26 protein-coding genes are annotated in these 25,468 nt (G+C 73.1%); 20 read left to right on the forward strand and 6 right to left on the reverse strand.

All coding sequences use genetic code 11. The annotated features are described in order from the left end of the window. Window positions 1-128 precede the first annotated feature (128 nt). On the reverse strand, window positions 129-908 hold the full coding sequence (locus tag ACFWJ4_RS28525; RefSeq protein ID WP_380548669.1) for a VOC family protein: 780 nt from the start codon (window positions 906-908) through the stop codon (window positions 129-131). Window positions 909-1,342: 434 nt separating this feature from the next. Between ACFWJ4_RS28525 and ACFWJ4_RS28530 the strand changes: the two genes are divergently transcribed. Together ACFWJ4_RS28530 and ACFWJ4_RS28535 are read left to right on the forward strand one after the other, a co-directional pair. Then, window positions 1,343-2,023, forward strand: coding sequence for an MOSC domain-containing protein (locus ACFWJ4_RS28530; RefSeq protein WP_380548672.1), 681 nt, complete (start codon window positions 1,343-1,345; stop codon window positions 2,021-2,023). 117 nt (window positions 2,024-2,140) lie between these two features. Beyond that, a complete protein-coding gene (locus ACFWJ4_RS28535) occupies window positions 2,141-2,626 on the forward strand; it encodes a DUF3592 domain-containing protein (protein ID WP_380548674.1) in 486 nt (161 codons plus the stop codon). 60 nt (window positions 2,627-2,686) lie between these two features. On the opposite strand, the gene ACFWJ4_RS28540 is transcribed toward ACFWJ4_RS28535, so the two are convergent. Then, on the reverse strand, window positions 2,687-3,106 hold the full coding sequence (locus ACFWJ4_RS28540; protein ID WP_380548677.1) for an I66 family serine proteinase inhibitor: 420 nt from the start codon (window positions 3,104-3,106) through the stop codon (window positions 2,687-2,689). A 229-nt stretch (window positions 3,107-3,335) separates the two neighbouring features. Here ACFWJ4_RS28540 and ACFWJ4_RS28545 point away from each other — a divergent pair, with 229 nt between their 5' ends. The 4 genes from ACFWJ4_RS28545 (at window position 3,336) to dnaE (ending at window position 8,736) form a co-directional block, all read left to right on the forward strand. Continuing rightward, window positions 3,336-3,539 carry an ATP-binding protein gene (locus ACFWJ4_RS28545; RefSeq protein WP_380548680.1) on the forward strand — a complete coding sequence of 68 codons (204 nt, stop codon included), beginning with the start codon at window positions 3,336-3,338 and terminating at the stop codon, window positions 3,537-3,539. After that, window positions 3,539-3,799, forward strand: coding sequence for a hypothetical protein (locus ACFWJ4_RS28550; RefSeq protein WP_380548682.1), 261 nt, complete (start codon window positions 3,539-3,541; stop codon window positions 3,797-3,799). Before ACFWJ4_RS28545 ends, ACFWJ4_RS28550 begins: the two co-directional genes overlap by 1 nt. Window positions 3,800-3,953: 154 nt before the next feature. After that, the gene (locus ACFWJ4_RS28555) at window positions 3,954-5,024 is read left to right on the forward strand and encodes a hypothetical protein (protein WP_380548685.1); all 1,071 of its coding nucleotides are present in this window, start codon (window positions 3,954-3,956) and stop codon (window positions 5,022-5,024) included. Window positions 5,025-5,202: 178 nt separating this feature from the next. Next, on the forward strand, window positions 5,203-8,736 hold the full coding sequence (dnaE, locus tag ACFWJ4_RS28560; RefSeq protein ID WP_359908333.1) for a DNA polymerase III subunit alpha: 3,534 nt from the start codon (window positions 5,203-5,205) through the stop codon (window positions 8,734-8,736). Between the two features lie 88 nt (window positions 8,737-8,824). On the opposite strand, the gene ACFWJ4_RS28565 is transcribed toward dnaE, so the two are convergent. After that, complete coding sequence (locus tag ACFWJ4_RS28565; RefSeq protein WP_380548688.1) at window positions 8,825-9,712, reverse strand: LysR family transcriptional regulator; 888 nt, start codon at window positions 9,710-9,712, stop codon at window positions 8,825-8,827. Window positions 9,713-9,805: 93 nt separating this feature from the next. Here ACFWJ4_RS28565 and ACFWJ4_RS28570 point away from each other — a divergent pair, with 93 nt between their 5' ends. The 6 genes from ACFWJ4_RS28570 (at window position 9,806) to ACFWJ4_RS28595 (ending at window position 16,353) form a co-directional block, all read left to right on the forward strand. Further along, complete coding sequence (locus tag ACFWJ4_RS28570) at window positions 9,806-10,693, forward strand: dihydrodipicolinate synthase family protein (RefSeq protein WP_359908327.1); 888 nt, start codon at window positions 9,806-9,808, stop codon at window positions 10,691-10,693. A gap of 114 nt (window positions 10,694-10,807) precedes the next feature. Then, a complete protein-coding gene (locus tag ACFWJ4_RS28575) occupies window positions 10,808-11,857 on the forward strand; it encodes an aspartate-semialdehyde dehydrogenase (RefSeq protein ID WP_380548691.1) in 1,050 nt (349 codons plus the stop codon). Between the two features lie 320 nt (window positions 11,858-12,177). After that, window positions 12,178-13,527, forward strand: a complete 1,350-nt coding sequence (locus tag ACFWJ4_RS28580; RefSeq protein ID WP_380548693.1) for an NYN domain-containing protein — start codon at window positions 12,178-12,180, stop codon at window positions 13,525-13,527. Between the two features lie 78 nt (window positions 13,528-13,605). Continuing rightward, on the forward strand, window positions 13,606-14,604 hold the full coding sequence (locus ACFWJ4_RS28585; RefSeq protein ID WP_380548696.1) for an ABC transporter ATP-binding protein: 999 nt from the start codon (window positions 13,606-13,608) through the stop codon (window positions 14,602-14,604). Further along, the gene (locus ACFWJ4_RS28590) at window positions 14,601-15,410 is read left to right on the forward strand and encodes an ABC transporter permease (protein ID WP_380548699.1); all 810 of its coding nucleotides are present in this window, start codon (window positions 14,601-14,603) and stop codon (window positions 15,408-15,410) included. Before ACFWJ4_RS28585 ends, ACFWJ4_RS28590 begins: the two co-directional genes overlap by 4 nt. 139 nt (window positions 15,411-15,549) lie before the next feature. Further along, on the forward strand, window positions 15,550-16,353 hold the full coding sequence (locus ACFWJ4_RS28595; RefSeq protein ID WP_380548702.1) for a hypothetical protein: 804 nt from the start codon (window positions 15,550-15,552) through the stop codon (window positions 16,351-16,353). Between the two features lie 94 nt (window positions 16,354-16,447). Here the strand turns inward: ACFWJ4_RS28595 and ybaK are convergent, their stop codons facing one another. The 3 genes from ybaK to ACFWJ4_RS28610 all read right to left on the reverse strand — a co-directional run bounded on the left by ybaK (window position 16,448) and on the right by ACFWJ4_RS28610 (window position 19,401). Continuing rightward, entirely contained in the window at window positions 16,448-16,942 is a 495-nt protein-coding gene (gene ybaK / locus ACFWJ4_RS28600; RefSeq protein ID WP_380548705.1) for a Cys-tRNA(Pro) deacylase, read from the reverse strand. A gap of 22 nt (window positions 16,943-16,964) precedes the next feature. Continuing rightward, window positions 16,965-17,693 (reverse strand): LON peptidase substrate-binding domain-containing protein, encoded by a 729-nt coding sequence (locus ACFWJ4_RS28605; RefSeq protein WP_380548708.1) that lies wholly within the window; start codon window positions 17,691-17,693, stop codon window positions 16,965-16,967. Window positions 17,694-17,820: 127 nt separating this feature from the next. Then, on the reverse strand, window positions 17,821-19,401 hold the full coding sequence (locus ACFWJ4_RS28610) for an oxidoreductase (protein WP_380548710.1): 1,581 nt from the start codon (window positions 19,399-19,401) through the stop codon (window positions 17,821-17,823). Window positions 19,402-19,491: 90 nt separating this feature from the next. Between ACFWJ4_RS28610 and hisD the strand changes: the two genes are divergently transcribed. From hisD to hisF, 8 genes are read left to right on the forward strand one after another with little or no spacing between them, the layout of a single operon-like run. Further along, complete coding sequence (hisD, locus tag ACFWJ4_RS28615; RefSeq protein ID WP_380548713.1) at window positions 19,492-20,799, forward strand: histidinol dehydrogenase; 1,308 nt, start codon at window positions 19,492-19,494, stop codon at window positions 20,797-20,799. Window positions 20,800-20,804: 5 nt separating this feature from the next. Continuing rightward, a complete protein-coding gene (locus ACFWJ4_RS28620; RefSeq protein ID WP_380548716.1) occupies window positions 20,805-21,905 on the forward strand; it encodes a histidinol-phosphate transaminase in 1,101 nt (366 codons plus the stop codon). A gap of 4 nt (window positions 21,906-21,909) precedes the next feature. Then, a complete protein-coding gene (gene hisB, locus ACFWJ4_RS28625; RefSeq protein WP_049650368.1) occupies window positions 21,910-22,503 on the forward strand; it encodes an imidazoleglycerol-phosphate dehydratase HisB in 594 nt (197 codons plus the stop codon). After that, a complete protein-coding gene (locus ACFWJ4_RS28630) occupies window positions 22,500-22,652 on the forward strand; it encodes a hypothetical protein (RefSeq protein WP_359908297.1) in 153 nt (50 codons plus the stop codon). Before hisB ends, ACFWJ4_RS28630 begins: the two co-directional genes overlap by 4 nt. Before the next feature lie 51 nt (window positions 22,653-22,703). Continuing rightward, window positions 22,704-23,339 (forward strand): imidazole glycerol phosphate synthase subunit HisH, encoded by a 636-nt coding sequence (hisH, locus tag ACFWJ4_RS28635; RefSeq protein ID WP_380548719.1) that lies wholly within the window; start codon window positions 22,704-22,706, stop codon window positions 23,337-23,339. Window positions 23,340-23,359: 20 nt separating this feature from the next. Next, entirely contained in the window at window positions 23,360-24,082 is a 723-nt protein-coding gene (gene priA / locus ACFWJ4_RS28640) for a bifunctional 1-(5-phosphoribosyl)-5-((5-phosphoribosylamino)methylideneamino)imidazole-4-carboxamide isomerase/phosphoribosylanthranilate isomerase PriA (RefSeq protein ID WP_380548722.1), read from the forward strand. Beyond that, window positions 24,079-24,582: a RidA family protein gene (locus tag ACFWJ4_RS28645; protein ID WP_380548725.1), complete on the forward strand. Its 504-nt coding sequence runs from the start codon at window positions 24,079-24,081 to the stop codon at window positions 24,580-24,582. Before priA ends, ACFWJ4_RS28645 begins: the two co-directional genes overlap by 4 nt. Then, complete coding sequence (gene hisF / locus ACFWJ4_RS28650; RefSeq protein ID WP_380548728.1) at window positions 24,579-25,349, forward strand: imidazole glycerol phosphate synthase subunit HisF; 771 nt, start codon at window positions 24,579-24,581, stop codon at window positions 25,347-25,349. Before ACFWJ4_RS28645 ends, hisF begins: the two co-directional genes overlap by 4 nt. Window positions 25,350-25,468 lie beyond the last annotated feature (119 nt).

Here is a 25,468-nt window from a genome sequence, read left to right on the forward strand (position 1 = left end):
CCGCGCCCCGGCCGGGGGCGCGGGGCCGGGGGGGGGCGGGGGGCGCCGGGGCCCCCCCCACCCCCCCCCCGCCCGCCGATCGGCAGGGCCCGGGCGGTGTTGATCCACCGGGTGCGGAGGAAGCCGGCCTACAGCGGCTGGGGCTTGATCATGGCGAAGGGGGCGCCCTGCGGGTCGGCGACCACGGTCATCCGGCCGGCCACCATGTCGAAGGGCGGGGCGAGGATGGTGCCGCCCGCCCTGACCAGGGCATCCACGGTGGAGTCGACGTCGTCGACCGAGAAGTAGCTCAGCCAGTGCGCCGGGGTGCCGGGCGGGTCGTTGGCGAGCAGGGTGGCGCCGCCCACCGCGCGGCCGCCGACCCGCAGCTCCCAGTACGAGTCCGCGCCGTCCATCGGCTCGATCTCGATGCCGAAGGCCTCGCCGTAGAAGGCGGTGGCGGCCGGGATGTCACTGGTGTGGAGCTCGTTCCAGGTCAGCGCGCCGGCCTCGTTGACGACCTGGACGCCGAAGAAGTCGCCCGGCTGCCAGACGCCGAACACCGCGCCCTGCGGGTCGGCGGCGATCAGCATCCGGCCCAGGGAACCGACGTCCACGACCGGGACGAGCAGGGTGCCGCCGGCGGCGACGATCGCGTCCTGGGTGGCCTGGGCGTCGGTGGAGGCCAGGTAGCCGGTCCAGACGGTCGGCGGCTCCGGCATCCCTTCGGGGGCCGCCGTCGAGCCGATGCCGGCCACGGCCTTGCCGTTGAGCTCGCAGACGGCGTAGCCGCCGAACTCCTTGGCGCCGACCTGGCCCTGCCAGCCGAGGAGGTCGCGGTAGAAGTCCAGTGCGGCCTGCTGGTCCTTGGCCATCAGATCGACCCAGCACGGGGTGCCGGTCGCGTACGGGGTGGTGACCTCGGGCATGCTCGCCCTTTCTGGTGAGGGGTCTCTGCCGGTCACCATCTCCTCGCGCACGGTGGTCCGCCACTCGACACACCGCCGTGGCCGCCGGCCCGGGCGGGGGCCGGGGCGGAGAGATCCCCGATGGCCGTACCGGTGCGCCCGTTCGAGCGACGGTCGGGTCACCACCGTGCGGAGCGGTGCCGTGCGGAGCGGCACCGGCTGATGGTTCGACCACTGACGCTTCTGCGTGGCACCACCAGCCCCTGAGCGCCGGGGCGGGAGAGGCCGTCGCGGCCCCCTCGCGCGGGTGGGCGCGAGGGGGCCGCGGGGTGGGCACGGTGGTGGGGTGAGGGGCATGCGCGCGCAGGAAGTCGGCGGGGCCGACTTTCCGCGCTGGAGGAGAAGGGGAGGCCGGAACGGCCCCTCGGGACACCCGTTCGGCGTACGGTCGACGTATGGACGCACAGGAGCGACTGCTCTCGGTCAACGTCGGCAGGCCCCGGCCGAACCCGTGGAAGAAGGACCTCGGGCTCACCGGCATCGACAAGCGCCCGATGGACGGCCCGGTCGCGGTGGCCGCACCGGGCCCCCGGGGCACGGGCGCGGTCGCCCTGGCCGGGGACCGGGTGTACGACCTGAAGCACCACGGCGGCGACGACCAGGCGGTGTACGCCTACGCCCGGGAGGACCTGGACGGCTGGCAGACGGAGCTGGGCCGGGAACTGGCCAACGGCTCCTTCGGCGAGAACCTGACCACCACCGGCCTGGACGTGAACGGCGCGCTGATCGGGGAGCGCTGGCGGATCGGCCCGGACGTCGTCCTGGAGGTGTCCTGCGCGCGCATCCCCTGCGGCACCTTCCAGGGCTGGCTGGCGAGGGAGGGCTGGATCCGGCGCTTCACCGAGGCTGCCCTGCCGGGCGCCTACCTGCGGGTGGTCGCACCGGGCGAGCTGCGCGCCGGGGACGCGGTGGAGGTGGTGCACCGTCCGGACCACGACGTCACGGTGGCCCGGTCGTTCCGCGCGGTGACGACCGAACCGGAGCTGCTGCCAAGCCTGTTGGCGGTGGAGGCGTTCCCGGAGGAGATCAAGGAGCTGGTGCGCCGCCGGGTCCGGCCCCTGGACGCGGCGCTGTGATCACACCGGCCACCGTCCGACCGCCTCACGATCGGGGCCCACGACGGTACGGCCGGTGTCGGTGGGTACGGCTAGCGTGAGCACACGTGGGCAGCTGGGCTGACACCGGGGGGACCGATGGAGAACGAGCCGGACCACGGCCGGACCGTGCGGAACGGTTCGCTCGCGATGATCGGCCTGGGGGTCCTGCTGTTCGTCCTCAGCCTGGTCTACCTGATACCGCACGACATGGGTGTGACATCGGCTCTGCGCGGTCGCGGCGTCCACGTCCCGGCGGTCGTCACCGAGTGCGTGGAGGTGAGCGGTCCGCAGGACAACCCGGCGGGCAACTCCGAGTGCCGGGTGCGGTTCACGACGTCCGAGGGGGCGTCCGTCGAGACCCGACTGGCCTACGTCACCGGCAGCGTCAAGGCCCGTGACACCGTGACGGTGGTGTACGACCCCCGGCACACCGACACCGCCGCCCTCGCTTCGAGCATCGGCTTCTGGAACTCACTGGGCCGGAATGCCCTTGATGTGGTCGCACTGGTCGCGTCGGTGGTCATGGTCCTGCTGGGCCTCGCTGTCCATCTCGCGTACCGATGGCTCACCCGGGCGCGCTGACGGCCCGGGGCGATGTGACGCCCCCGCGCCCGGGGAGGGCGCGGGGGCGGAGGGCGGGGGTCAGCGGCCGATGCGGGCGAAGGTGAAGGCGGTGGAGCCTTCGAGGACGGGGATGACCTCGATCCTGCTCTGCCGGCCGGGTTCGAGGACGGTCCATGAGGAGCCCTGGGGGGACTTGATCCGGTAGGTGTCCGGGACGCCGTCGACGGGGACCAACTCCCACTCGGGGGCGTCGCCCTGGTCGAGGAGGAGGGAGACCAGCGGGCCGGCGGGTTGGAGGTCCTCCACGGCGGTCGGGGCGCCCTTGGCGTAGAGCTGGTAGTGGTTGTCGGGGTAGGCCTCGACGATCCAGACGGCGTCCTGGTCGTCGGTGTTGGCGAAGACGGCTTTGGGGGAGAGGTCCAGGGCTTCGTGACGGGCTCGGCCGATCCTGGCGTCGCCGCTCCGGATGGTGTAGAGGCCGGACTCCAGCTGGGCCATGGCTGTCATTCCTTCGCGATGCGGGCGAGGTGCAGGACAGTTGTACGTGCTCGGAGGAAGCCAGGGGAGGGGCCTCGGCGTGCCGTCACCTGAACGAGCTACGCCCCCTCGCCCGGGGCGGGCGAGGGGGCGTAGGGGATACGAACTATCAGCCATGGTGGTCGAATTCGCCGGCTTTGGTGGCGTGGAGGAGGGCGGCGAAGGCGGTGAGGGTGGCGTGGAGGATGGTATGGCCCTCATCGCCGTCGGCGACTCCCTCCGCGTCTCCGTCACGGACGAGAGCCCGGTCCTCCCCACCACCCCACCGCTCTCCCTGCTCGCCGAGTCCGGCCGGGGCCTCCAGCTCGTGGCCGCCCTCACCCACTGCTGGGGCGTCGACCCCCAGGAGCGGGCCAAGTCCGTCTGGTTCGAGCTGCGGAAGGACGTCGCCTGATGGTCTACCGCCCCGGCCGTCACCCGATGCTGCCGACCGACCCCCGGATCCGCCACTACACCGAGGACCACGTCCGCGCCCTCCTGGACGAAGTCGTGGAGCGGGGGCGCGAGTTCGGCCTGATCTTCCCCTCGATCGGCACCGACCGGACCATGGACGGCCGCATCCTCGTCCGCTTCAACACGGCGCCGGCCTCGACCCTCCTCAACCTCCTCACCCTGCTCCTCGATGCCGAGCGCAGGACCTCGTGCGATACCTGATCGGGACGGCCTTCGCGGTCCTCCTCGCCCTCGCGATCTCCACGGTCGCCCTGGGCGTTGTCACCGCCCTCCGCGCGGCCCCGCCGCCCGACGAGGACGCCTGCCCCGCCAGCCCCCGCCGCCCCGCGCCGGGGGCTGCGGCACGATGGACCCCATGCACAGCGACCACTACGCGCCGCCGACCACCCTCCTCGGTCTCCTCCAGCGTGGCCGGGGCCAGGGCGCGCGGATAGCCGCCGAGGACCGGATGTCGGTCGCCGAACTCGTCCACGGCTGCATCCGCTGGGACTGGCGCTGGGACTCGCAGGTGGACGACCGACACCTGTACCTCGCCCGCTTGATCCGGGACCTGGAACTCCCGCTCGGGCCCGTGGTCGAGATGGCGACGGCCCAGGACGAGGACATCCGCGACCGGGCCACCGGCGTGCTGGAACTGCTGGTGCTCGCCGGCTCGGCGGACGCCCGGGCGGCGCTGCCGGACTTCGTTCCGGAGGAGGACGAGTCGCCCGTGTGCCGCCCGGTGCGGCGGCCGGATCCGTACCCGGAGCGGGACAGTGCGAGCCTGCTGGCCCTGCTGCGCGATCCGGCGGCGCCCGAGGGAGCCAGGACCTCCGCTCTCGTGGCCCTCTCGCCCCGCCCGCCCGAGCCCGCGCTGATCCCGCTGGTGCCCGGCCTCGGCGCCTCCGACGGCACCCGACCGCTGCCGCTGCTGGGCAAGGCCGTCGAGCGGCTGGCCGAGCAGGCCGTGCCGGCGGCCCGGGAGTGGGCGGCCTCGGCGCAGGCGTGGCTTTCCGGGCTCGGCCACGAGGTGCTGGCCGCCCACGGTGACGAGAGCGACATTCCGGCCCTCGTGGCCGAGCTGGAGCGGCGGTGGGTGGACCGGTCCTGGTGCGGCCCGGACGATCTCGCACGGGGGCTGGCCCGCTTCGGCCCGAAGGCCGCCGGCGCCGTCTCCCTGCTGCGCCGCTTCTGGCTCTGCACCCCGCACTCGTACGAGCGTGCCGACTACTTGGAGGCGCTGGCGGCGATGGGGGCCGCCGGCATGGCCGAGGCGTACACCGAGTCGCTGTGGGACTGCGAGGCGCGAGCCCGGCTCCTCGCCGTCGACCGGGCCCCCGACCGGCCCGGCGTACGGGAGCGCCTCGCCTGCCTTCGCGACGATCTGATGGAGGAATCGGAGGTCCGCGAGGCCGCCGGGGCGCGACTCGCCGGGCTGGCCCGGTAGGCCCTCCCGGAAGAGCGGCAAGCCGTTGGCGGGGGGCTAGAGTGGACGCGTGAACGTGTGAGTGGTGGTCCGGGCCCCGAGAGGTGCTCCGGGCCACATCCATTTCCAGGGGTATCCCCTGTGACCTGCACGTTCGCCGGCCCACCAGACCAGCACCAGAGCCTCCGGAGGCCCCGCCTTGAGCGATCAGCCGTTCGCGCATCTGCACGTCCACACCGAGTACTCGATGCTGGACGGTGCCGCCCGGCTGAAGCAGATGTTCAAGGAGGTCGAGCGCCTCGGGCAGACCCACGTGGCGATGACCGACCACGGCAACATGTACGGCGCCGCCGAGTTCCACCGGCAGGCGACCGACGCGGGCATCACCCCCGTCATCGGCATCGAGGCGTACGTCGCCCCGGAGTCCCGCTCCAACACCAAGCGCATCCTGTGGGGCCAGCCGCACCAGAAGCGGGACGACGTCTCCGCGTCCGGCGCGTACACCCACAAGACCATCTGGGCCCGCAACAAGGAGGGCCTGCACAACCTCTTCAAGCTGACCTCGCGCTCCTACGCCGAGGGCTGGCTGGTGAAGTGGCCCCGGATGGACAAGGAGCTGATCGCGGAGCTGTCCGGCGGCCTGATGGCCACCACCGGCTGCCCCTCCGGCGAGGTGCAGACCCGGTTGCGCCTCGGCCAGGTCGACGAGGCCCTGAAGTCCGCCGCCGACTACCAGGACATCTTCGGCAAGGAGAACTACTTCCTGGAGCTGATGGACCACGGCCTCGACATCGAGAAGCGGGTCCGCGACGGGCTGCTGGAGATCAGCAGGAAGCTCAACATCCCCCCGGTCGTCACCAACGACTCGCACTACACCACCGAGGCCGACGCCGGCGCGCACGACCTCCTCCTCTGCGTCCAGACCGGCAAGAACCTCTCCGACCCGGACCGCTTCCGCTTCGACGGCACCGGCTACTACATCAAGTCCGCCGCCGAGATGTACGCCCTCGACTCCTCGGACGCCTGGCAGGAGGGCTGCCGCAACAGCCAGCTCCTCGTCGCCTCCCGGGTCGACACCGAGGGCATGTTCAAGTTCAAGAACCTGATGCCCCGCTTCCCCATCCCGGAGGGCTTCGAGTCCGAGGCGGACTTCTTCAAGTCCAAGGTCTGGGAGGGGATGGACTGGCGCTTCCCGGGCGGGTACGACGAGGAGCACAAGAAGCTCGCCGAGTACGAGATGGACACCATCATCCAGATGGGGTTCCCGGCGTACTTCCTCGTGGTCGCCGACTTCATCATGTGGGCCAAGAGCCAGGGCATCGCGGTGGGTCCGGGCCGTGGTTCGGCGGCCGGCTCGCTGGTCGCGTACGCGATGGGCATCACCGACCTCGACCCCATCCCGCACGGCCTGATCTTCGAGCGCTTCCTCAACCCCGAGCGCATCTCCATGCCCGATGTCGACATCGACTTCGACGAGCGCCGGCGCGGTGACGTGATCCGCTACGTGACGGAGAAGTGGGGATCCGACAAGGTCGCCATGATCGTCACCTACGGCACCATCAAGGCGAAGGCCGCCATCAAGGACTCCTCGCGCGTCCTCGGCTATCCGTACGCGATGGGTGACCGGATCACCAAGGCGATGCCGCCGGACGTCATGGGCAAGGGCATCCCGCTCTCCGGCATCACCGACTCCTCGCACCCGCGCTACAGCGAGGCCGGCGAGATCCGCGGGCTGTACGAGACCGACCCGGACGTCCGGAAGGTCATCGACACCGCGCGCGGCATCGAGGGCCTGATCCGCCAGCCCGGCGTGCACGCCGCCGGCGTCATCATGTCCGCCGAGCCGCTGACCGACCACATCCCGGTCTGGACCCGGCACACCGACGGCGTCACCATCACGCAGTTCGACTATCCGACCTGTGAGGGCCTCGGCCTTCTCAAGATGGACTTCCTCGGCCTGCGCAACCTGACGATCATGGACGACGCCGTCAAGGCGATCGAGAAGAACAAGGGCGAGAAGATCGAGCTGCTCAAGCTGCCGCTCGACGACAAGCCGACCTACGAACTCCTCGCCCGCGGCGACACGCTCGGCGTCTTCCAGCTCGACGGCGGGCCGATGCGCTCGCTGCTGCGCCTGATGAAGCCCGACAACTTCGAGGACATCTCCGCCGTTCTGGCGCTGTACCGTCCGGGCCCGATGGGCGTCAACTCCCACACCAACTACGCGCTGCGCAAGAACGGCCAGCAGGAGATCACCCCGATCCACCCGGAGCTGGAGAAGCCCCTGGAGGAGGTGCTCCGGCCGACGTACGGCCTGATCGTCTACCAGGAGCAGGTGCAGAAGGCCGCGCAGATCCTGGCCGGCTACTCGCTCGGACAGGCGGACCTGCTGCGCCGGGCCATGGGCAAGAAGAAGAAGGAGATCCTGGAGGCGGAGTTCGTCCCCTTCCAGAAGGGCTGCCGCGAGCGCGGCTACTCCGACGCGGCCATCCAGGCCGTGTGGGACGTCCTCGTCCCCTTCTCCGGCTACGCGTTCAACAAAGCCCACACCGCCGGCTACGGGCTGGTCTCGTACTGGACGGCCTACCTCAAGGCCAACTACCCGGCCGAGTACATGTCCGGCCTGCTCACCTCCGTCAAGGACGACAAGGACAAGTCCGCGGTCTACCTCAACGAGTGCCGCAAGATGGGCATCCAGGTGCTGCCGCCGGACGTCAACGAGTCGGACTCGGACTTCACCCCGCACGGTGACACCCTGGTCCGCTTCGGCCTGACCGCCATCCGCAACGTCGGCGGCCCGGTGGTCGATTCGATGATCCGGACCCGGAAGGCGAAGGGGAAGTTCGCGTCCTTCCCCGACTTCCTGGACAAGGTGGAGTCGGTGGTCTGCAACAAGCGGACCGTCGAATCGCTGATCAAGGCCGGTGCCTTCGACTCGCTCGGCCACACCCGCAAGGGCCTGAGCGCGCAGTTCGAGCCGATGATCGACAACGTCGTCGGCGTGAAGCGCAAGGAGGCCGAGGGGCAGTTCGACCTCTTCGGCGGCGACGCCACCGCGGACGAGCCGAGCTTCGGCCTGGACGTCGTCTTCTCCGAGGAGGAGTGGGAGAAGTCCTTCCTGCTCACCCAGGAGCGGGAGATGCTCGGCCTGTACGTCTCCTCGCACCCGCTGCACGGCATCGAGCACGTGCTCGCCGACAAGGCGGACTGCGCGGTCGCGGACCTCGCGGAGCGGCCGGACGGGACGATCATCACCATCGGCGGCATCATCTCGGGCCTCCAGCGGAAGATGACCAAGCAGGGCAACGCCTGGGCCATCGCGACCGTCGAGGACCTCGCGGGCTCGATCGACTGCATGTTCTTCCCGGCCAGCTACCAGCTGGTCTCCTCGCAGCTCGTCGAGGACGCCGTCGTCTTCGTGCGCGGCAAGCTGGACAAGCGGGAGGACGTGCCGCGGCTGATGGGGATGGAGCTGTCCGTCCCCGACCTGTCGAACGCGCACGCCGAGGCGCCGATCGTCATCAACATCCCGAGCGGGAAGGTCACCCCGCCGCTGGTGGCCCGGCTCGGCGAGGTGCTGGGCAGCCACCGCGGCACCACCGAGGTGCGGGTGCGGCTGGAGGGCCGCAACAAGACCACGGTGCTGCGCCTGGACCGGCACCGGGTGAAGTCGGACCCGGCGCTGTTCGGGGACCTGAAGCAGCTGCTCGGGCCGAGCTGTCTGGCGGGTTAGCGCGGAGGCGAAAGGCCCGGGGCACCCGTCGCGGTGGGCGCCCCGGGCCTTTCGCGTCCGGGGAGGGGCCCCTCCCGGGGGCGCTGGCTCAGGTGCCGCCGCCCAGGCCCGGCGGGACGGCCGTGTGCAGGGCGGAGACGAAGGCGGAGATGGCCGGGTGGGAGCCGGCGCCGGCGCGGAAGGCGGCGCGGGTGCGGCGGTACATCGGCAGGCGGGTGAGGACGACCCCGGGCGGGAGGCCGGCCGTGCCCAGGTGGGGGACCAGGGCGACGCCCTGGCCGGCCGCGACCAGGGCCAGCACGGTGGTGAAGTCGTCGATCTGGTGCCGGATGCGCGGCGCGAAGCCCGCCGCCTCGCAGGCCCGGACGGCCATGGTGTGGCAGAGCGTGTCGGGCGGGGACATGATCCACGGGGCGCCGCGCTGCTCGGCGACGGTGCCCGGGGTGCGGGCGGCCAGGTACATGGGCTCGGTGAAGACCGGGCGGGTCACCGCGAGGCCCGGCTCCGGGTCGGCCGGGACGAGGTCGTACTCGTGCACCAGCGCCACGTCCAGCTCGCCCGCCCGCAGGGCCGCGCCGACGGCCGCCGGGTCCACCTCGGTGACCATCGGTTCCAGCCCCGGGTGCCAGCCGGCCAGCTCGGCGAGCACCGCCGGGATGATCGCCCGGGCCGCCGACGGGTAGGTGCCGATCCGCAACGGGCCCGCCAACCCCCGCTTGGCGTGGGCGAGTTCGGCGTCGGCCTGCTCCAGCAGGGCGAGCACCGCCTCGGCGTGCCGGACGAGGCCCAGCCCGGCCGGGGTGAGGGTGACCCGCCGCCCGGTGCGCTCCAGCAGCGGGACGCCCGCCTCCTTCTCCAGGACGGACAGCTGCTGGGACACCGCCGAAGGGCTGAAGGAGAGCGCCTCGGCGACGGCCGCGATGGTGCCGAGGTGGGCGAGTTCGCGCAGCAGGCGCAGGCGTCGGACGTCCAGCATCGGGCCAGCCTAGTCGAGCATCGGTTCAGCTTACGAGAAGCGTCGGAAATATGAACTGGACCTGGGCGATCGACGGGCCGCAGGATCGTGGACATGGAACTCAAGGGCATCCACGTCCCCCTGATCACCCCCTTCGCCGCCGACGGCTCCGTCGCCCTCGACGCGCTGGAGAAGCTGGCGCACGAGGTCCTGGACGCCGGGGCGGCCGGGCTGGTCGCGCTCGGCACCACCGGCGAGCCGGCCGCGCTGACCGCCGAGGAGCGGGACGCGGTGGTGGACGTCGCCGCGGCCGCCTGCGCCGCGCGCGGGGCGCAGCTGACCGTCGGAGCCTCCGGCGGCGACACCCGGGCCGTCGGCGAGGCGCTGGCCGCGCTCGGCGCGCGGGTGCCGCGGGCGGCGGCGCTGGTCACCACGCCGTCCTTCGTCCGGGCCGGCGAGGCCGGGACGGTCGCGCACTTCCGGGCACTGGCCGCGAGCAGCCCGCTGCCGCTGATCGTCTACCACATCCCGTACCGCACCGGGCAGCAGCTCTCCACCGCCGCGCTGCGCGAACTCGCCGCGATCGAGGGCGTGGTGGGCGTCAAGTACGCGACCGGAGGGTTGGACCAGGCGGCCGCCGAGCTGCTCGCCGACGCCCCCGCCGGATTCGCCTTCCTCACCGGCGAGGACGCGTTCCTCTCGCCGATGCTGGCGCTGGGCGCGGCCGGCGGCATCCTCGCCTCCGCCCACCTGGCGACCGCCCGGTTCGTCGAGCTGGCCGAGGCCTGGCAGGCCGGGGACGTGGCGCGGGCACGGGCGCTCGGGCACCGGCTGACCGGGCTGGCGCTGTCCGCCTTCACGGCGCCGAACCCGTCGGTGACCAAGGGCGTGCTGCACGCCCAGGGCCGCATCCCGACTCCGGACGTGCGGCTGCCGCTGCTGCCGGCCGGGCGGGCGGAGGTCGACGCCGCGCTGGCCCTCGCCAGTGGTCTGGACCAGTAGGGTCCGTCCGGGCGGCCTCTCACACCGTGGAACACCAGGCCGCCCCACCCGCGTGACAAGGCATGATGGGCAGAGTGCGGCTGTGAACAGCACCATTCAGAGGAGTAGTCGGAGATGAAGATCGGCATTGTCGGTGCCACCGGCCAGGTCGGCGGCGTGGTCCGCGAGATCCTGGCGGAGCGCGCTGGTCGTGAAGGCGGACTGGGCCCGGTGGAGCAGCTGCGGCTGTTCGCCTCGGCCCGCTCGGCCGGACGCACGCTGCCCTGGCAAGGCACCGAGGTCACCGTCGAGGACGCGGCCACGGCCGACTACACCGGCCTGGACATCGTGATCTTCTCGGCCGGCGGCTCCACCTCCAAGGCCCTGGCCCCCAAGGTCGCCGCGGCCGGTGCCGTCGTGATCGACAACTCCTCCGCCTGGCGCCGCGACCCCGACGTCCCGCTGGTCGTCTCCGAGGTCAACCCGGAGGCCGTCGCGGACCGCCCCAAGGGCATCATCGCCAACCCGAACTGCACCACCATGGCCGCCATGCCCGTGCTGCGCCCGCTGCACGAGGAGGCCGGCCTGGCCGCGCTCGTCGTCTCCACCTACCAGGCCGTCTCCGGCAGCGGCGTGGCCGGCGTCGCCGAGCTCCAGGACCAGGCCGCCAAGGTCGTCGAGCTGGGCGCCGCCGCGCTCGCCCACGACGGCGGCGCCGTCGAGTTCCCGGAGCCCAAGGTCTACCAGCGGCCGATCGCCTTCAACGTGGTGCCGCTGGCCGGCTCCGTCGTGGACGACGGCTCCAACGAGACCGACGAGGAGCAGAAGCTCCGCCACGAGAGCCGCAAGATCCTCGGCATCCCGGAGCTGAAGGTCGCCGGCACCTGCGTGCGCGTCCCGGTGTTCTCCGGCCACTCGCTGCAGATCAACGCCCGCTTCGAGCGCCCGATCAGCCCCGAGCGCGCCGTCGAGCTGCTCAGCGGCGCCCCCGGCGTCGAGCTGTCCGACATCCCCACCCCGCTCCAGGCCGCCGGCCAGGACCCGAGCTACGTCGGCCGCATCCGGGTGGACGAGACGGTGGACAACGGACTGTCGCTGTTCGTCTCGAACGACAACCTGCGCAAGGGCGCCGCGCTGAACGCCGTCCAGCTGGCCGAGCTGGTCGCCGCCGAGCTCAGGGGCTGAGCGCCTCCGGTCCTGCGCGGGGCCGGACCCCCGGGCCGGACCACCGGCGTCCACCGGTCGGAACACCGCCGCGTGACCTCGGGCGGGCCTCGTCGTTGTACGGGGCCCGCCTTCGCTTTTGTTCGCTCCGCGCCGGGGCGGCTGTTGCGGCGCCGGGACAACCGGCGAGGTTCGGCGGGCGAACCGGGGGTAAAAGGTGACCCAACGATCGGGCGACGACGGGGGCCCCTCACCTCGGCACGCCCGGACGGCGGGAGGACCGCCCATTCCCGAATCGACCCACCCGACTGATTCCGAGGGCGAGCGAAAAGAGGTGCGCGATGGACCGCTGTGTCGTCCTGGTGGACGCCGGATATCTGCTGGGCGCCGCCGCCAGCCTGCTCGCCGGGGATCCGTCCCGGTCCAAGGTCACGGTGAACCACACCGCCCTGATCACCGCACTGCGCGAGCGCGCCGAGGCCGAGACCGGGCTGCCGCTGCTGCGGATCTACTGGTTCGACGCCGCGCCCGACCGGCGCCCGATGCCCGAGCACCGGCGGCTGCGGGTACTGCCCCGGGTCACCGTACGGCTCGGCGCGCTCACCCGGGCCGAGGGGCGCTGGGTGCAGAAGGGCGTGGACGCCGCGATGCACGCCGAACTCTCCGAACTCGCCCGCAACCGGGCCTGCGCCGACGTCGTGCTGATCACCGGTGACGGGGACCTGCTGCCCGGCATGATGACCGCCAAGGAACACGGGGTGGCCGTCCACCTGTGGGCCCTGCAGGCCGCCGACGGCGACTTCAACCAGTCCGAGGACCTGGTCGGCGAGGCGGACGAGCGGCGAGTGCTGGACCGGGAGTGGATCGAGGGGTCCTTCTCGCTGCGGGAGCACTCCAGCATGTTCCCGGCCCCGGGGGCCCGGCAGGAGATCGCCAAGATCCTCGCCGCCCCGCCGGCCGCACCGCCCGCCGTCCTGCCCACCGTGGTGCCGCCGGTGGTCCGTCCGGTGGCCGCCGCCTCGGCCGCCGCGGCCCCCGCCGCGGCCTCGGCGGGAGCGGACTCCGACGCCGAAGGCCGGCCGCAGCCGGCCGCGGCCGCGCTCAAGGTCGTCCCGACGCCGAAGGACCTCGCCGGGCGGGCCTCCTCCGTCACCGCGATCACCCCGTCGGCGAACGGAACCAACGGCCCCGGGGCCACCGGCCACGGCACGAACGGGCACGCCGCGAACGGGCACGGGGTCAACGGGCACGGGGCCGTCGCGCAGGCCGGGCCGGTGCTGCGCTGGTCCTCCGACCGCGGCTGGGTGGACCGGCCCGCCCCGGAGCCCGCCGTCACCGCCGGCGACAGCCTGCCCACCCTCGCCCAGCTCACCACCGCCGAGCAGCGCTGGGCCGACCGCGAGGAGGACATCACCTCCATCGGCGGCGACGCCCACGAAGTCGGGCAGGTCTTCGCCCGCCGCTGGAGCGACCGCGTCGGCGACACCGAGAGACTCACCACGCTCTGGCCCGACTACCCGCGCATCCCGCACCGGGTGGACGGCGAGCTGCTGCGCTACGCCGCCCGCTTCGGGCTGCTGGCACACAAGGACGACCAGATCGACGAGCACGACCGCTACGCCATCCGGGCCGGGTTCTGGAAGGAACTGGCGGCCCGGGTGCCGGGCGGGTCGATGGTCGTCGACGACTGAGCCGGCCGGTCGGCGGCCCGGGCGTCGGCAGGGCCCCGTTGTCCGGTTCGCCCGTACGAGCGCGTAGAGTCGTCGGTCGTGAACGAGACGGCCGGGCGAGCACCCGAGGAACCCCAGCCGTGCGCCGTCGTGCGCGACCTGGTCAGGACCTACCGCAGCGGGCGCGGCGCGGCCGCCACCGAGATCCGGGCCAACGACGGGATCACCCTCACCGTCCGCAGGGGCGAGATCTTCGGGCTGCTCGGGCCCAACGGAGCCGGGAAGTCGACGCTGGTGCGCCAGCTCACCGGGCTGCTGCGCCCCGACTCGGGATCCGTCGAACTCTTCGGCCACGACATCGTGCGGCACCCCGAGCGGGCCGCCCGGCTGCTCGGCTACCTCGGGCAGGAATCCACCGCGCTGGACGAGCTGACGGTGGCGCTCGCCGCCGAGACCACCGGACGGCTGCGCGGCCTCACCCGGGCCCAGGCCCGCGGTACGGCCGCGGACGTGCTGACGGAGCTCGGGCTGGAGCCGCTCGCCACCCGGCCGCTCGCCAAGCTGTCCGGCGGACAGCGGCGGCTCGCCTGCTTCGCGGCCGCCCTGGTGGGGGACCGGCCGCTGCTCGTGCTGGACGAGCCCACCACCGGCATGGACCCCGTCGCCCGGCGGGCCGTGTGGAGCGCCGTGGACCGGCGGCGCGCCGAGCACGGGACGACGGTGCTGCTGGTCACCCACAACGTGATCGAGGCGGAGACGGTGCTCGACCGGGTCGCCGTGGTGGACGACGGCCGGGTGATCGCCTGCGACACGCCCGGCGGGCTCAAGGCGCTGGTGGACGGTGACGTCCGGCTCGACCTGGTCTGGCGGGACGAGGCGCCGGTCGGCGTGCCCGCCGTCGCCGCGCTGCGCGAGCGGGCCGAGTGCACCGGCCGCCGCTGGACCGTCCGCACCACCCCCGAGCAGGCCCGCGAACTGGTCGCCGCCGTCACCACCGGCCCGGCCTTCGCCGCCCTCGACGACTTCACCCTCGCCACCCCGAGCCTTGAGGACGCGTACCTCAAGCTGGGCGGCCGCCACGGAGGACTGGCCAAGTGACGCTGCTCTCGGTGCCCCCGCGGACCGACCGGTCCACGGCCGCCCCCGCTCCGCTCGCCCCCGCGGCCAGGCTGCTGCCGGCGCTCGCGGCCGTGTACCGGGCGCAGCTCGCCCGGGCACGGGTGGCGCGCATCCCGCTGCTGTTCGTGGCCACCTTCCAGTCCGTGGGCATCCTGGTGATGATGCGGGGCGTGGTGGACGCCGGGCAGTCCTCGGAGGCGCGGTCGGTGGTCGCCGGTTCGAGCGTGCTGGTGGTGGCCTTCGTCGCGCTGAACCTGCTCGCCCAGTACTTCGGGAAGCTGCGGGCCACCGGCGGGCTCGACCACTACGCGACGCTGCCGGTGCCGGCCGCCTCGGTGGTCCTGGGGGCGGCCGCCGCGTTCGCCTCCTTCACCCTGCCCGGGACGCTCGTCACGGCGGTGTTCGGGGCGGTGATGTTCGGGCTGCCGCTCGGGCAGCTGTGGGTGCTGCTGGCGGTCGTGCCGCTGGCCGGGGCCGCGCTGTCCGGGCTGGGAGCGGCCTGCGGGCTGCTGGCGCCGCGCCAGGAGATCGCGACGATGCTCGGGCAGCTCGGGATGTCGGCGGCCCTGCTGCTGGGCGTGCTGCCGGTGAACCACCTGCCGCAGCCGGTGCAGTGGCTGCGGGACCTGCTGCCGTCCACGTACGGGGTGGACGCCTTCGCGCGGACGTTCGCGCCGGATCCGGACTGGGCGCTGGTGCTCGGGGACCTGGCGGTCTGCGCGGGGGTGGGCGTGGTGTCGCTGGCCGTCGCCACCTGGGCGTACCGGCGGGCGGTCTCGCGGTAGGGCGTTGCGCGGCGGGCCGTCCCGCGGTTGCTGCCCGGTCCGGGGCGGCACGGGCCGGTGCGGGCCCGGTGCGGCGGTCGGTACGGCGGTCGGTACGGTGGTGGGTCGTTCGAGTGGCCGTCGTGAAACGATGGGGTCCGTGACCGTACCGAACACACCTCCGGATCCCGCCCCCGCCGACGTGCACGGCCCGCACGGCGTGCACGACGCGCGCGATGCGCAGGCGGTGCCGGACGCAGCGTCCGACCCCTTCGCGCCGCCGTACGGGGCCACCGCCCTCGGGCACGGGACGACCCCGCTGGGGCAGCGGCTGCTGCCGGAGGTCCGGGTCGGGGCGGGGGTCGTGGTCGCCTGCCTGGTGGCCGGTCTGGTGGTGGCCGGGCTGTGGGCCTGGCTGGCGCCGAAGGTGCCGCTGGTGGTGGACGGGGACCGCATCCTCTACGCCGACCCCGAGGGGGAGCAGCGGGCCGGCGCCGACGCGGTGTTCGTGCTCATCTGCCTGGGGGCGGGGATCCTGACCGCGCTCGGCGCCTTCCTGATCACCCGCAGGCGCGGCGGCGGCATCGCGGTCGCGCTGGGGCTGACCGTCGGCGGGCTGCTCGGGTCGATCGGGGCCTGGCGGATCGGGCGCTGGCTCGGGCCGGGCAACGACCTGATCGGCGAGGCCCGGCGGGTCGGCAACGGCGGGCACTTCGACGCGGGCATCGACCTGGGGGCGCTGGGTGCGTTGCTGGTCTGGCCGATGACGGCGATGGTGGTGCTGCTCCTGCTCTCGGCGGCGTTCGGGAAGCGCGAGGAGGACCCGCCGCCGTACTGGGCGCCGGTGGCGCAGTCGCCGCTGGGGGTGCCTCCGGCGGGGGCGCCGACGGGGCCGTGGGCCGGGCCGTACCCGGGACCGGGGTCGCAGCCGGGGCCGGGAACGGGGAGCGGCACGGGGCACTGACGTACGCGTCGTCCCCCGAGCCCCCGAGCCGCCGCTTTCGCGGGGGAGGGGCTCCGGGGGCGCTCGGCAGGGCCCGGAAGGTGCTCGGCGGTGCTCAGCGGGCGATGGGGGCGGTGCTGGCCCTGGTGAGGCTGACGAGGTCGCCGGGGGCCAGTTCGACTTCGAGGCCGCGGCGGCCCGCCGAGACGTAGACGGTGGGGTGGCCGAGCGCGCTGGCGTCGACGACGGTCCGCAGCGGTCGGCGCTGGCCCAGCGGGGAGATGCCGCCGAGGACGTAGCCGCTGCTGCGCTCGGCGGCGGCCGGGTCGGCCATGGCGGCGCGCTTGCCGCCGACGGCCGCCGCCAGGGCCTTGAGGTCGAGCTGGCCGGCGACCGGGACCACGCCGACGGTGAGGGTGCCGTCCACGTCGGCGACGAGGGTCTTGAAGACCCGCTCGGGGGCGATGCCGAGGACCTCGGCGGCCTCGCCGCCGTAGGAGGCGGCGGCCGGGTCGTGGTCGTAGGCGTGCACGGTGAACGGGACGGCGGCGGCTTCCAGGGCGACGGTGGCGGGCGTGCCCTGGCCGCCCTTCCTGGGCTTCTTGGCCATGTCGGGTCCTCGGGGTCCTCGGTCAGTTGGGGCTGAAGCGCTGGCGGGTGAGGTCGGCGGCGGGCAGCGAGGGCAGCCAGCTGAGGACGGCGCTCTCGCGGCGCAGCAGGTCGAGTTCGGCGCGCAGCCGCTGGGCGTTGTCCGGGCAGGCGAGCAGCTGCTGCTTGACCGGGGTCTCGAACACCGAGGCGGCGGCGACCAGGTAGGAGAGCACCTGCGGGTCGTCCGGGAGCTCCTGGTGGCCGACGGTGCTGGCCTCGCGGGCGCCGGCCAGGCGCTTCTGGTAGACCCGGAACGCCCGCTCGACCTCGGAGGCCAGCGCGCCGGAGCCCTCGCCGGGGCGCTCCTCGATCGGCTCGATCTCACCGGTCAGGTACGGGCCGGAGACGTCCGCCGAGCGCAGGCGGAACCGGGTGGTGCCGGTGACCAGCAGCTCGTAGCGGCCGTCCGGCTGGTGCTCGACCGAGGCGATGTCGGCGACGCAGCCGATGTGGAACATCGCCTCCAAGGGGTCCCCGGTGGCGGTGCCGAGGCCGTCGAGCGGGCCGGCCGGGCCCCCCTCGGGTCTGACCGGGGCGACCTCCCGGCCGTCCCTGATCGCGAGCACGCCGAACCGCCGGGGGGTGTCCTCGGACTGTTCGAGCAGGTCGGCGACGAGACGGCGGTAGCGCTCCTCGAAGACGTTCAGGGGCAGCACCAGGCCCGGGTAGAGCACGGTGTTCAGCGGGAAGAGCGGCAGCCGTTCTGTCACGGCGGACAGCGTAGTTCCCCGGGCGGGGGCCTTGTCGCACGGTCTGCGGGGTCGGCCGGTCGACGAGGCGGCCGCCGACGGGCCGATCGCCGACCGCCGGCCGCCGACGGGTCGGCCGTCGGCCGGCTCAGCCGCGCTGGAGCATCCTGGTGGCGCCGGTGACGACCGTGGAGGCGAGCAGCCAGCCGATCACGACCAGCCCGGCGGAGATCCACTGGGTGAGGCCCGCGGGGTTCCAGCCGCCCTGGTTGAGGTCCACGATCGGCAGCAGCTGGTTGAGGGTGTACAGCACCGGGTTCCAGTGCGGGCGCTCGTCGGCCTTGAGCGGCTCCAGCGGGTGGGTGGCGAACCAGACGCTGCCGAGGATCCAGGCGAGCAGCAGCCACAGTCCCGCCCGGCCGGGCCGGTAGCCGTAGCCGACGGTGACGTCCTGGACCGCGCCCCAGACCCGGGCGGGCAGCGGCAGGGTGCGCCGGCGCCGGCGCTGCTTGGCGTACAGCACCTCGCGGGCGTCGTCGTCGGCGCCGTCGCGGCGCAGGGCGGCGGCGAGCTGCTCGTAGGACTCCGGCTGGAAGTCCACCGAGGAGCCCTCCAGCCAGGCGATCCGCTGCTGGACGGTGAAGGGGCGGGCCGGACGCAGGTTCTCGTACACGAAGCCGGTGAGGCGCAGGTGCTTGCCGAGCGGCCACGCCTCCGGGGCGTCGACCAGGTTGCCGATCCGGGCGCGGGAGAGCGAGACGGTGCCGGTCGGGCGGAACTTGCAGGTGAAGCGCAGCTCGGGGGTCTGGATGCGGCTCAGCGCGAGTTCGTCCGTGTCCGCCAGGTGGAACTCGCCGGAGATCAGGCAGGCGCTGTCGAAGCGCGAGTCGGAGAGGCGGACCTGGCCCCAGGCGCGGAACGGGGTGACCGGGCCGTCCGGCGGCGGGTACTCGCCGTAGCCGGAGCCGTAGTAGCCGCGGGAGCCGGACCAGCCGCGGTCGGCGGAGCCGGTCAGGTACAGGGTGTGGCCGACACTGACCCGGACGGCGTTGAAGCAGATGCGGTTCTTCTCCGGGACGGCGCGCAGCTGGGCGCCGCGCAGCGAGAGCCGGCCGCCTATCCGGGCCGTCCGTATGCTCAACTCGCCCGTGGTCTCCAGGCGTTCGGCCTCGAAGTCCTGGTTGACGGTGATCCCGTCGGCGGAGACGGCACGGGCGAAGCGGTCGCCGCCGACCACCGTCTGGTTGAGCAGCAGGTCGGTGCCGATCTTGGAGTCGGTGAGCCGGATGCCCTCGGGGACGCGGCAGCGGGCCAGGTGGAGGTCGCCGGTGGTGGAGAGCCGGGAGGCCTCCAGCCGGGGAATGAGGCAGCCCACGAAGCGCAGCGTCGAGGCCACGGCCTCGGACATCAGGATCTTCTGGTCGAAGCGGCAGCCGTGGACCTCGACGTAGCGGTCGATGTCGGCGCCGGCCAGCTTGAGCGCCCCGGTGACCAGCACGCCGCTGAGCCGCAGCGAGGCGACCCGCCCGGCGGCGGGCTCCGGGCCGGCCAGCAGCAGGTGGGCGAGCACCTCGGCGCGGACGGTGCGCTCGGGGCCCCAGACGGCGTCGCCGAAGGGGTCGTCGGCCTCCGCCTCGCCCGTACGGAGGTCCAGGATCTCGCCCTCGCGGTAGGCCTCCCAGAGCCTCCGCTCGACCCCGTTCCAGCCCTCCGGAGCATGCTCCGCCATGGTTCCCCCGTCCCCCCGGTCGTCTCGCCCTTCGTATCACGGACTGAAATGCGGGACCAGCGGTTCCGGCCACTCCTTACACTGGGTGGCGTGATCTCTCGAATCGACCTCCGCGGCTCGCTGGACGACCCGCGTGACCTGCTGCCCCGTGCCGAGTTCGACGTCGCGGCCGCCCTGGAGAAGGTGCGGCCGATCGCCGAGGACGTACGCCATCGCGGGGTCGCGGCGCTGATCGAGATCACCGAGCGCTTCGACGGCGTCCGGCTGGAGTCGACCCGGGTCCCGGCCGAGCAGCTGACCGCGGCACTGGAGACGCTGGACCCGAAGGTCCGGGCCGCGCTGGAGGAGTCGATCCGCCGGGCCCGCGCCGTGCACGCGGACCAGCGCCGCACCGGGCACACCACCCAGGTGGTGCCGGGCGGCACGGTCACCCAGCGCTGGGTGCCGGTCGAGCGGGTCGGCCTGTACGTGCCGGGCGGGCTGGCGGTCTACCCGTCCTCCGTGGTGATGAACGTGGTGCCGGCCCAGGCGGCGGGCGTCCGGGGCATCGCCGTCACCTCGCCGCCGCAGAAGGAGTTCGGCGGCCGCGTCCACCCGGCCATCCTGGCGGCCTGCGCGCTGCTCGGCGTGGAGGAGGTGTACGCCGTCGGCGGCGCCCAGGCGGTCGCGATGTTCGCCCTCGGCACCGAGGAGTGCGCGCCGGTGAACATGGTCACCGGCCCGGGCAACATCTACGTGGCCGCCGCCAAGCGCTACTTCGCCGGCCGGATCGGCATCGACTCCGAGGCCGGCCCGACCGAGATCGCCGTCCTCGCCGACGACAGCGCGCTGGCGTCCGACGTCGCCGCCGACCTGATCAGCCAGGCCGAGCACGGCCCGACCTCCGGCTCGGTGCTGGTCACCGACTCCCCGGCGCTGGCCGAGGCGGTCGAGGCCGAGCTGGCCGTGCAGGTCGCGAGGACCAAGCACGGCGAGCGGGTGGCCGAGGCGCTGGGCGGCAGGCAGTCCGGCATCATCCTGGTCGACGACCTGGAGCAGGGCCTCGCCGTGGTCAACGCGTACGCGGCCGAGCACCTGGAGATCCAGACCCGCGACGCCCACGCCGTGGCGGCCCGGGTGGTCAACGCCGGCGCGATCTTCATCGGCCGCTGGACCCCGGTCTCGCTGGGCGACTACGCGGCCGGCTCCAACCACGTGCTGCCGACCGGCGGCTGCGCCTGCCACTCCTCCGGGCTGTCGGTGCAGACCTTCCTGCGCGGCGTCCAGGTCGTCGAGTACGACCGGGAGGCGCTGGCGGACGTCGCCGCGCACGTGGTCACCCTGGCGAACGCCGAGGACCTGCCGGGGCACGGGGACGCGATCAAGGCCCGCTTCGATTGGACGGTGCCGGGAGCGTGACTGCCATGACTCGCATCGACGACCTGCCCATCCGGGACGAACTGCGCGGCCAGTCCCCGTACGGCGCGCCGCAGCTGGACGTGCCCGTCCAGCTGAACACCAACGAGAACCCGTACCCGCTCCCCGAGGAGCTGGTCGCCCGGATCGCCGAGCGCGTCGCCGAGGCCGCCCGCGGGCTGAACCGCTACCCCGACCGGGACGCGGTCGAGCTGCGCGAGGGCCTCGCCGCGTACCTCGGGAAGACCACCGGCTTCCCCGTCCGGCGTGAGCAGGTGTGGGCGGCCAACGGCTCCAACGAGGTGCTCCAGCAGCTGCTGCAGACCTTCGGCGGCCCCGGCCGCAGCGCGCTCGGCTTCGAGCCCTCGTACTCGATGCACGCGCTGATCTCCCGGGGCACCGGCACGGCCTGGATCTCCGGGCCGCGCAACGAGGACTTCACCATCGACGTGGACGCCGCCGTCACCGCCATCGCGGAGCACCGGCCGAACGTGGTGTTCATCTGCTCACCCAACAACCCGACCGGCACCGCCGTGGACGCCGACACCGTGCTGCGGCTGTACGAGGCCGCGCAGGCCGCCCGGCCCAGCCTGGTGGTGGTGGACGAGGCGTACGTCGAGTTCTCGCACCGCGCCTCGCTGCTGCCGCTGATCGAGGGCCGCCCCAACCTGGTGGTCAGCCGCACCATGTCCAAGGCCTTCGGCGCGGCCGGGCTGCGCCTGGGCTACCTGGCCGCCGACCCGGCCGTGGTGGACGCGGTGCAGCTGGTGCGCCTGCCGTACCACCTGTCAGCCGTCACCCAGGCCACCGCGCTGGCCTGCCTGGAGCACACCGACACCCTGCTGGGGTACGTCGGGCGGCTCAAGGAGGAGCGCGACCGGCTGGTCGACGCGCTGCGGGGAATGGGCCTGGAGGTCACCGACTCGGACGCCAACTTCGTCCAGTTCGGCCGCTTCGCCGACACCCACGCGGTGTGGCAGGCCATCCTCGACCAGGGCGTCCTGGTCCGCGACAACGGCGTCCCCGGGTGGCTGCGCGTCACCGCCGGCACGCCCGCCGAGAACGACGCCTTCCTGGACGCCGTCCGTTCTGTGATCAAGGAGCTCTAACCTCATGTCCCGCATCGGACGCGTCGAGCGCACCACCAAGGAGACCTCGGTCCTGGTCGAGATAGACCTCGACGGCACCGGGAGGACCGACATCTCCACGGGCGTCGGCTTCTACGACCACATGCTCGACCAGCTCGGCCGGCACGGCCTGTTCGACCTCACCGTCAAGACCGACGGCGACCTGCACATCGACACCCACCACACCATCGAGGACACCGCCCTCGCGCTCGGCGCCGCCTTCAAGCAGGCGCTCGGCGACAAGGTGGGCATCTACCGCTTCGGCAACTGCACGGTGCCGCTGGACGAGTCGCTCGCCCAGGTCACCGTGGACCTCTCCGGCCGGCCGTACCTGGTGCACACCGAGCCCGAGGGCATCGCGCCGATGATCGGCTCGTACGACACCACGATGACCCGGCACATCCTGGAGTCCTTCGTGGCCCAGGCGCAGATCGCGCTGCACGTCCACGTGCCGTACGGGCGCAACGCGCACCACATCGTGGAGTGCCAGTTCAAGGCGCTGGCCCGGGCGCTGCGCTACGCCGCCGAGCGCGACCCGCGCGCGGCCGGAATCCTCCCGTCGACCAAGGGTGCGCTGTGAGCAATACCGCGATGATCCTCATCTTCGTCGGCCTCTTCCTGGCCGGCGGAGTCATCTCCTTCTGGAAGCAGAAGCACTCGAAGAGCGTCATCCTGGTGCTCGCCTTCGGCTCCGTGATGTGCCTGGCCTCCGGCCTCCTGCGCCTGTAGACCCGCCGCCCGGGACCCGCCGCCCGCCGCACAGAGACTGGACACCTGAACATGGGCAAGAACGTCGTCGTCCTCGACTACGGCTCCGGCAACCTCCGCTCGGCGCAGCGCGCCCTGGAGCGGACCGGAGCGGACGTCACCGTCAGCTCCGACTACGACACCGCGATGGCCGCGGACGGTCTGCTCGTCCCCGGCGTGGGCGCCTTCGAGGCCTGCATGCGCGGACTCAGGTCCGTCCGCGGGGACTGGATCGTGGGCCGCCGGCTCGCCGGCGGCCGACCCGTCATGGGCATCTGCGTCGGCATGCAGATCCTCTTCGAGAAGGGGGTCGAGCACGGCGTGGAGACGGCCGGCTGCGACGAGTGGCCGGGCACGGTGGAGCCGCTGGACGCCCCCGTCGTCCCGCACATGGGCTGGAACACCGTGGACGCGCCCGCGGAGAGCCGGATGTTCGCCGGCCTCGACCCGCAGACCCGCTTCTACTTCGTGCACTCCTACGGGGTGCGGCACTGGGAACTGGAGGCCCACAGCGCGCGGATCAACCCGCCGCTGGTCACCTGGGCCACCCACGGGCAGCCGTTCGTCGCGGCCGTCGAGAACGGCCCGCTGTGGGCCACCCAGTTCCACCCCGAGAAGTCCGGCGACGCCGGCGCCGCCCTGCTGACCAACTGGGTCAACACCCTCTGACTGTCTGAGAGTTGGATCTGATGAGCCTCGAACTGCTGCCCGCCGTCGACGTCCGGGACGGTCAGGCCGTCCGCCTGGTCAAGGGCGCCTCCGGCACCGAGACCTCCTTCGGCGAGCCGCTCGCCGCCGCCCTCGCCTGGCAGAACGCCGGCGCCGAGTGGCTGCACCTGGTCGACCTGGACGCCGCCTTCGGCACCGGCTCCAACTACGAGCTGCTGCGCGACGTCACCGGCCGGCTGGACATCAAGGTCGAGCTGTCCGGCGGCATCCGCGACGACGAGTCGCTCGCCCGCGCGCTCGCCACCGGCTGCACCCGGGTCAACCTCGGCACCGCCGCCCTGGAAGCCCCCGAATGGGTCGCCAAGGCCATCGCCGAGCACGGCGACAAGATCGCCGTCGGCCTGGACGTCGTCGGCACCACCCTGCGCGGCCGCGGCTGGACCCGCGACGGCGGCCAGCTCTTCGAGGTGCTGGAGCGCCTCGACCAGGAGGGCTGCGCCCGCTACGTCGTCACCGACGTCAACCGGGACGGCACCCTGACCGGCCCCAACCTCCAGCTGCTGCGCGACGTCTGCGCCGCGACCGCCAAGCCCGTGGTCGCCTCCGGCGGCGTCTCCTCGCTCGACGACCTGCGCGCCATCGCCTCGCTCGTCGGTGAGGGTGTCGAGGGAGCCATCGTGGGCAAGGCACTCTACGAGCAGAAGTTCACCCTCGAAGAGGCCCTGGAGGCGGTTTCAGGATGACGGACGGTCGGATCGTACGCGGCGAGGTCGAACACGGCGCGGTCGGGCACGGCGCGGTCGTGCGCGGCCGGGTCGGCGGATTCTCCCCCTGGGAGGACGAGTTCGGCTACTCCCGGGCGGTCGCCGCGGGCGACCACGTGCACGTGGCCGGCTCCACCGCCTGGGTGGACGGCCGGATCGAGCACGAGGGCGACCCGTACCGGCAGACCCTCGCCGCGTTCGGCGTCGGGCTCAAGGCCCTGGCCGCGTACGGTCTGACCATCGACGACGTGGTCCGCACCCGGATGTACATCACCCACGTCCGCGACGCCGAGGAGGTGGGCCGCGCCCACCGTGAAATCTTCGACGCCGCACGCCCGGCGGCCACCATGGTGGTGGTCGAGGGGCTCATCGACTCCCGGATGATGGTCGAGATCGAGCTCGACGCCTACCGGTCCGGGCTGGCGAAGACCCTGGAAGCACTGGAAACCCTGGAAGCCCTGGAAGGCGAACAGCCGTGACCCTCGCAGTACGTGTCATCCCCTGCCTGGACGTCGACGCCGGGCGGGTGGTCAAGGGCGTCAACTTCCAGAACCTGCGCGACGCCGGCGACCCGGTCGAGATGGCCAAGCTCTACGACGCCGAAGGCGCCGACGAGCTCACCTTCCTCGACATCACCGCCTCCTCCGGCGACCGGGAGACCACCTACGACGTGGTCCGCCGCACCGCCGAGCAGGTCTTCATCCCGCTGACGGTGGGCGGCGGCATCCGTGCCGTCGAGGACGTCGACAAGCTGCTGCGGGCCGGCGCCGACAAGGTCGGCGTCAACACCGCGGCCATCGCCCGGCCCGAGCTGATCCGCGAGATCGCCAAGCGCTTCGGTCGGCAGGTCCTGGTGCTCTCGGTGGACGCCCGGCGCTGCCCGCCCGGGACGGAGACCGAGTCGGGCTACGAGGTCACCACGCACGGCGGGCGGCAGGGCACCGGCCTGGACGCCGTCGAATGGGCGGGCCGCGCCGCCGAGTTGGGCGCGGGCGAGATCCTGCTCAACTCGATGGACGCCGACGGCACCAAGGACGGCTACGACCTGGCGATGATCCGGGCCGTGCGCAAGGCCGTCTCGGTGCCGGTGATCGCCTCCGGCGGAGCGGGCAGGCTCGCCGACTTCGCGCCGGCCGTCGAAGCGGGCGCGGACGCGGTGCTGGCCGCCAGCGTGTTCCACTTCGGGGACCTGCGGATCAGCGACGTCAAGGGCGCGCTGCGCGAGGCCGGGCACCCGGTGCGCTGACGTTCGGCGTGTGCGTGTGCGTTCCGCGCGTGCGTTGACGCTCGGCGTGTGCGCTGACGCTCGGCGTGTGCGTTCCGCGCGCGTTCCGTGCGTGGCGAGGGCCCGCGGTTCCCGGAACC

The sequence above is a fragment of the Kitasatospora sp. NPDC127067 genome (assembly GCF_042724755.1).
In the GTDB taxonomy this organism is placed as follows: Bacteria; Actinomycetota; Actinomycetes; order Streptomycetales; family Streptomycetaceae; genus Kitasatospora; species Kitasatospora lactacystinica.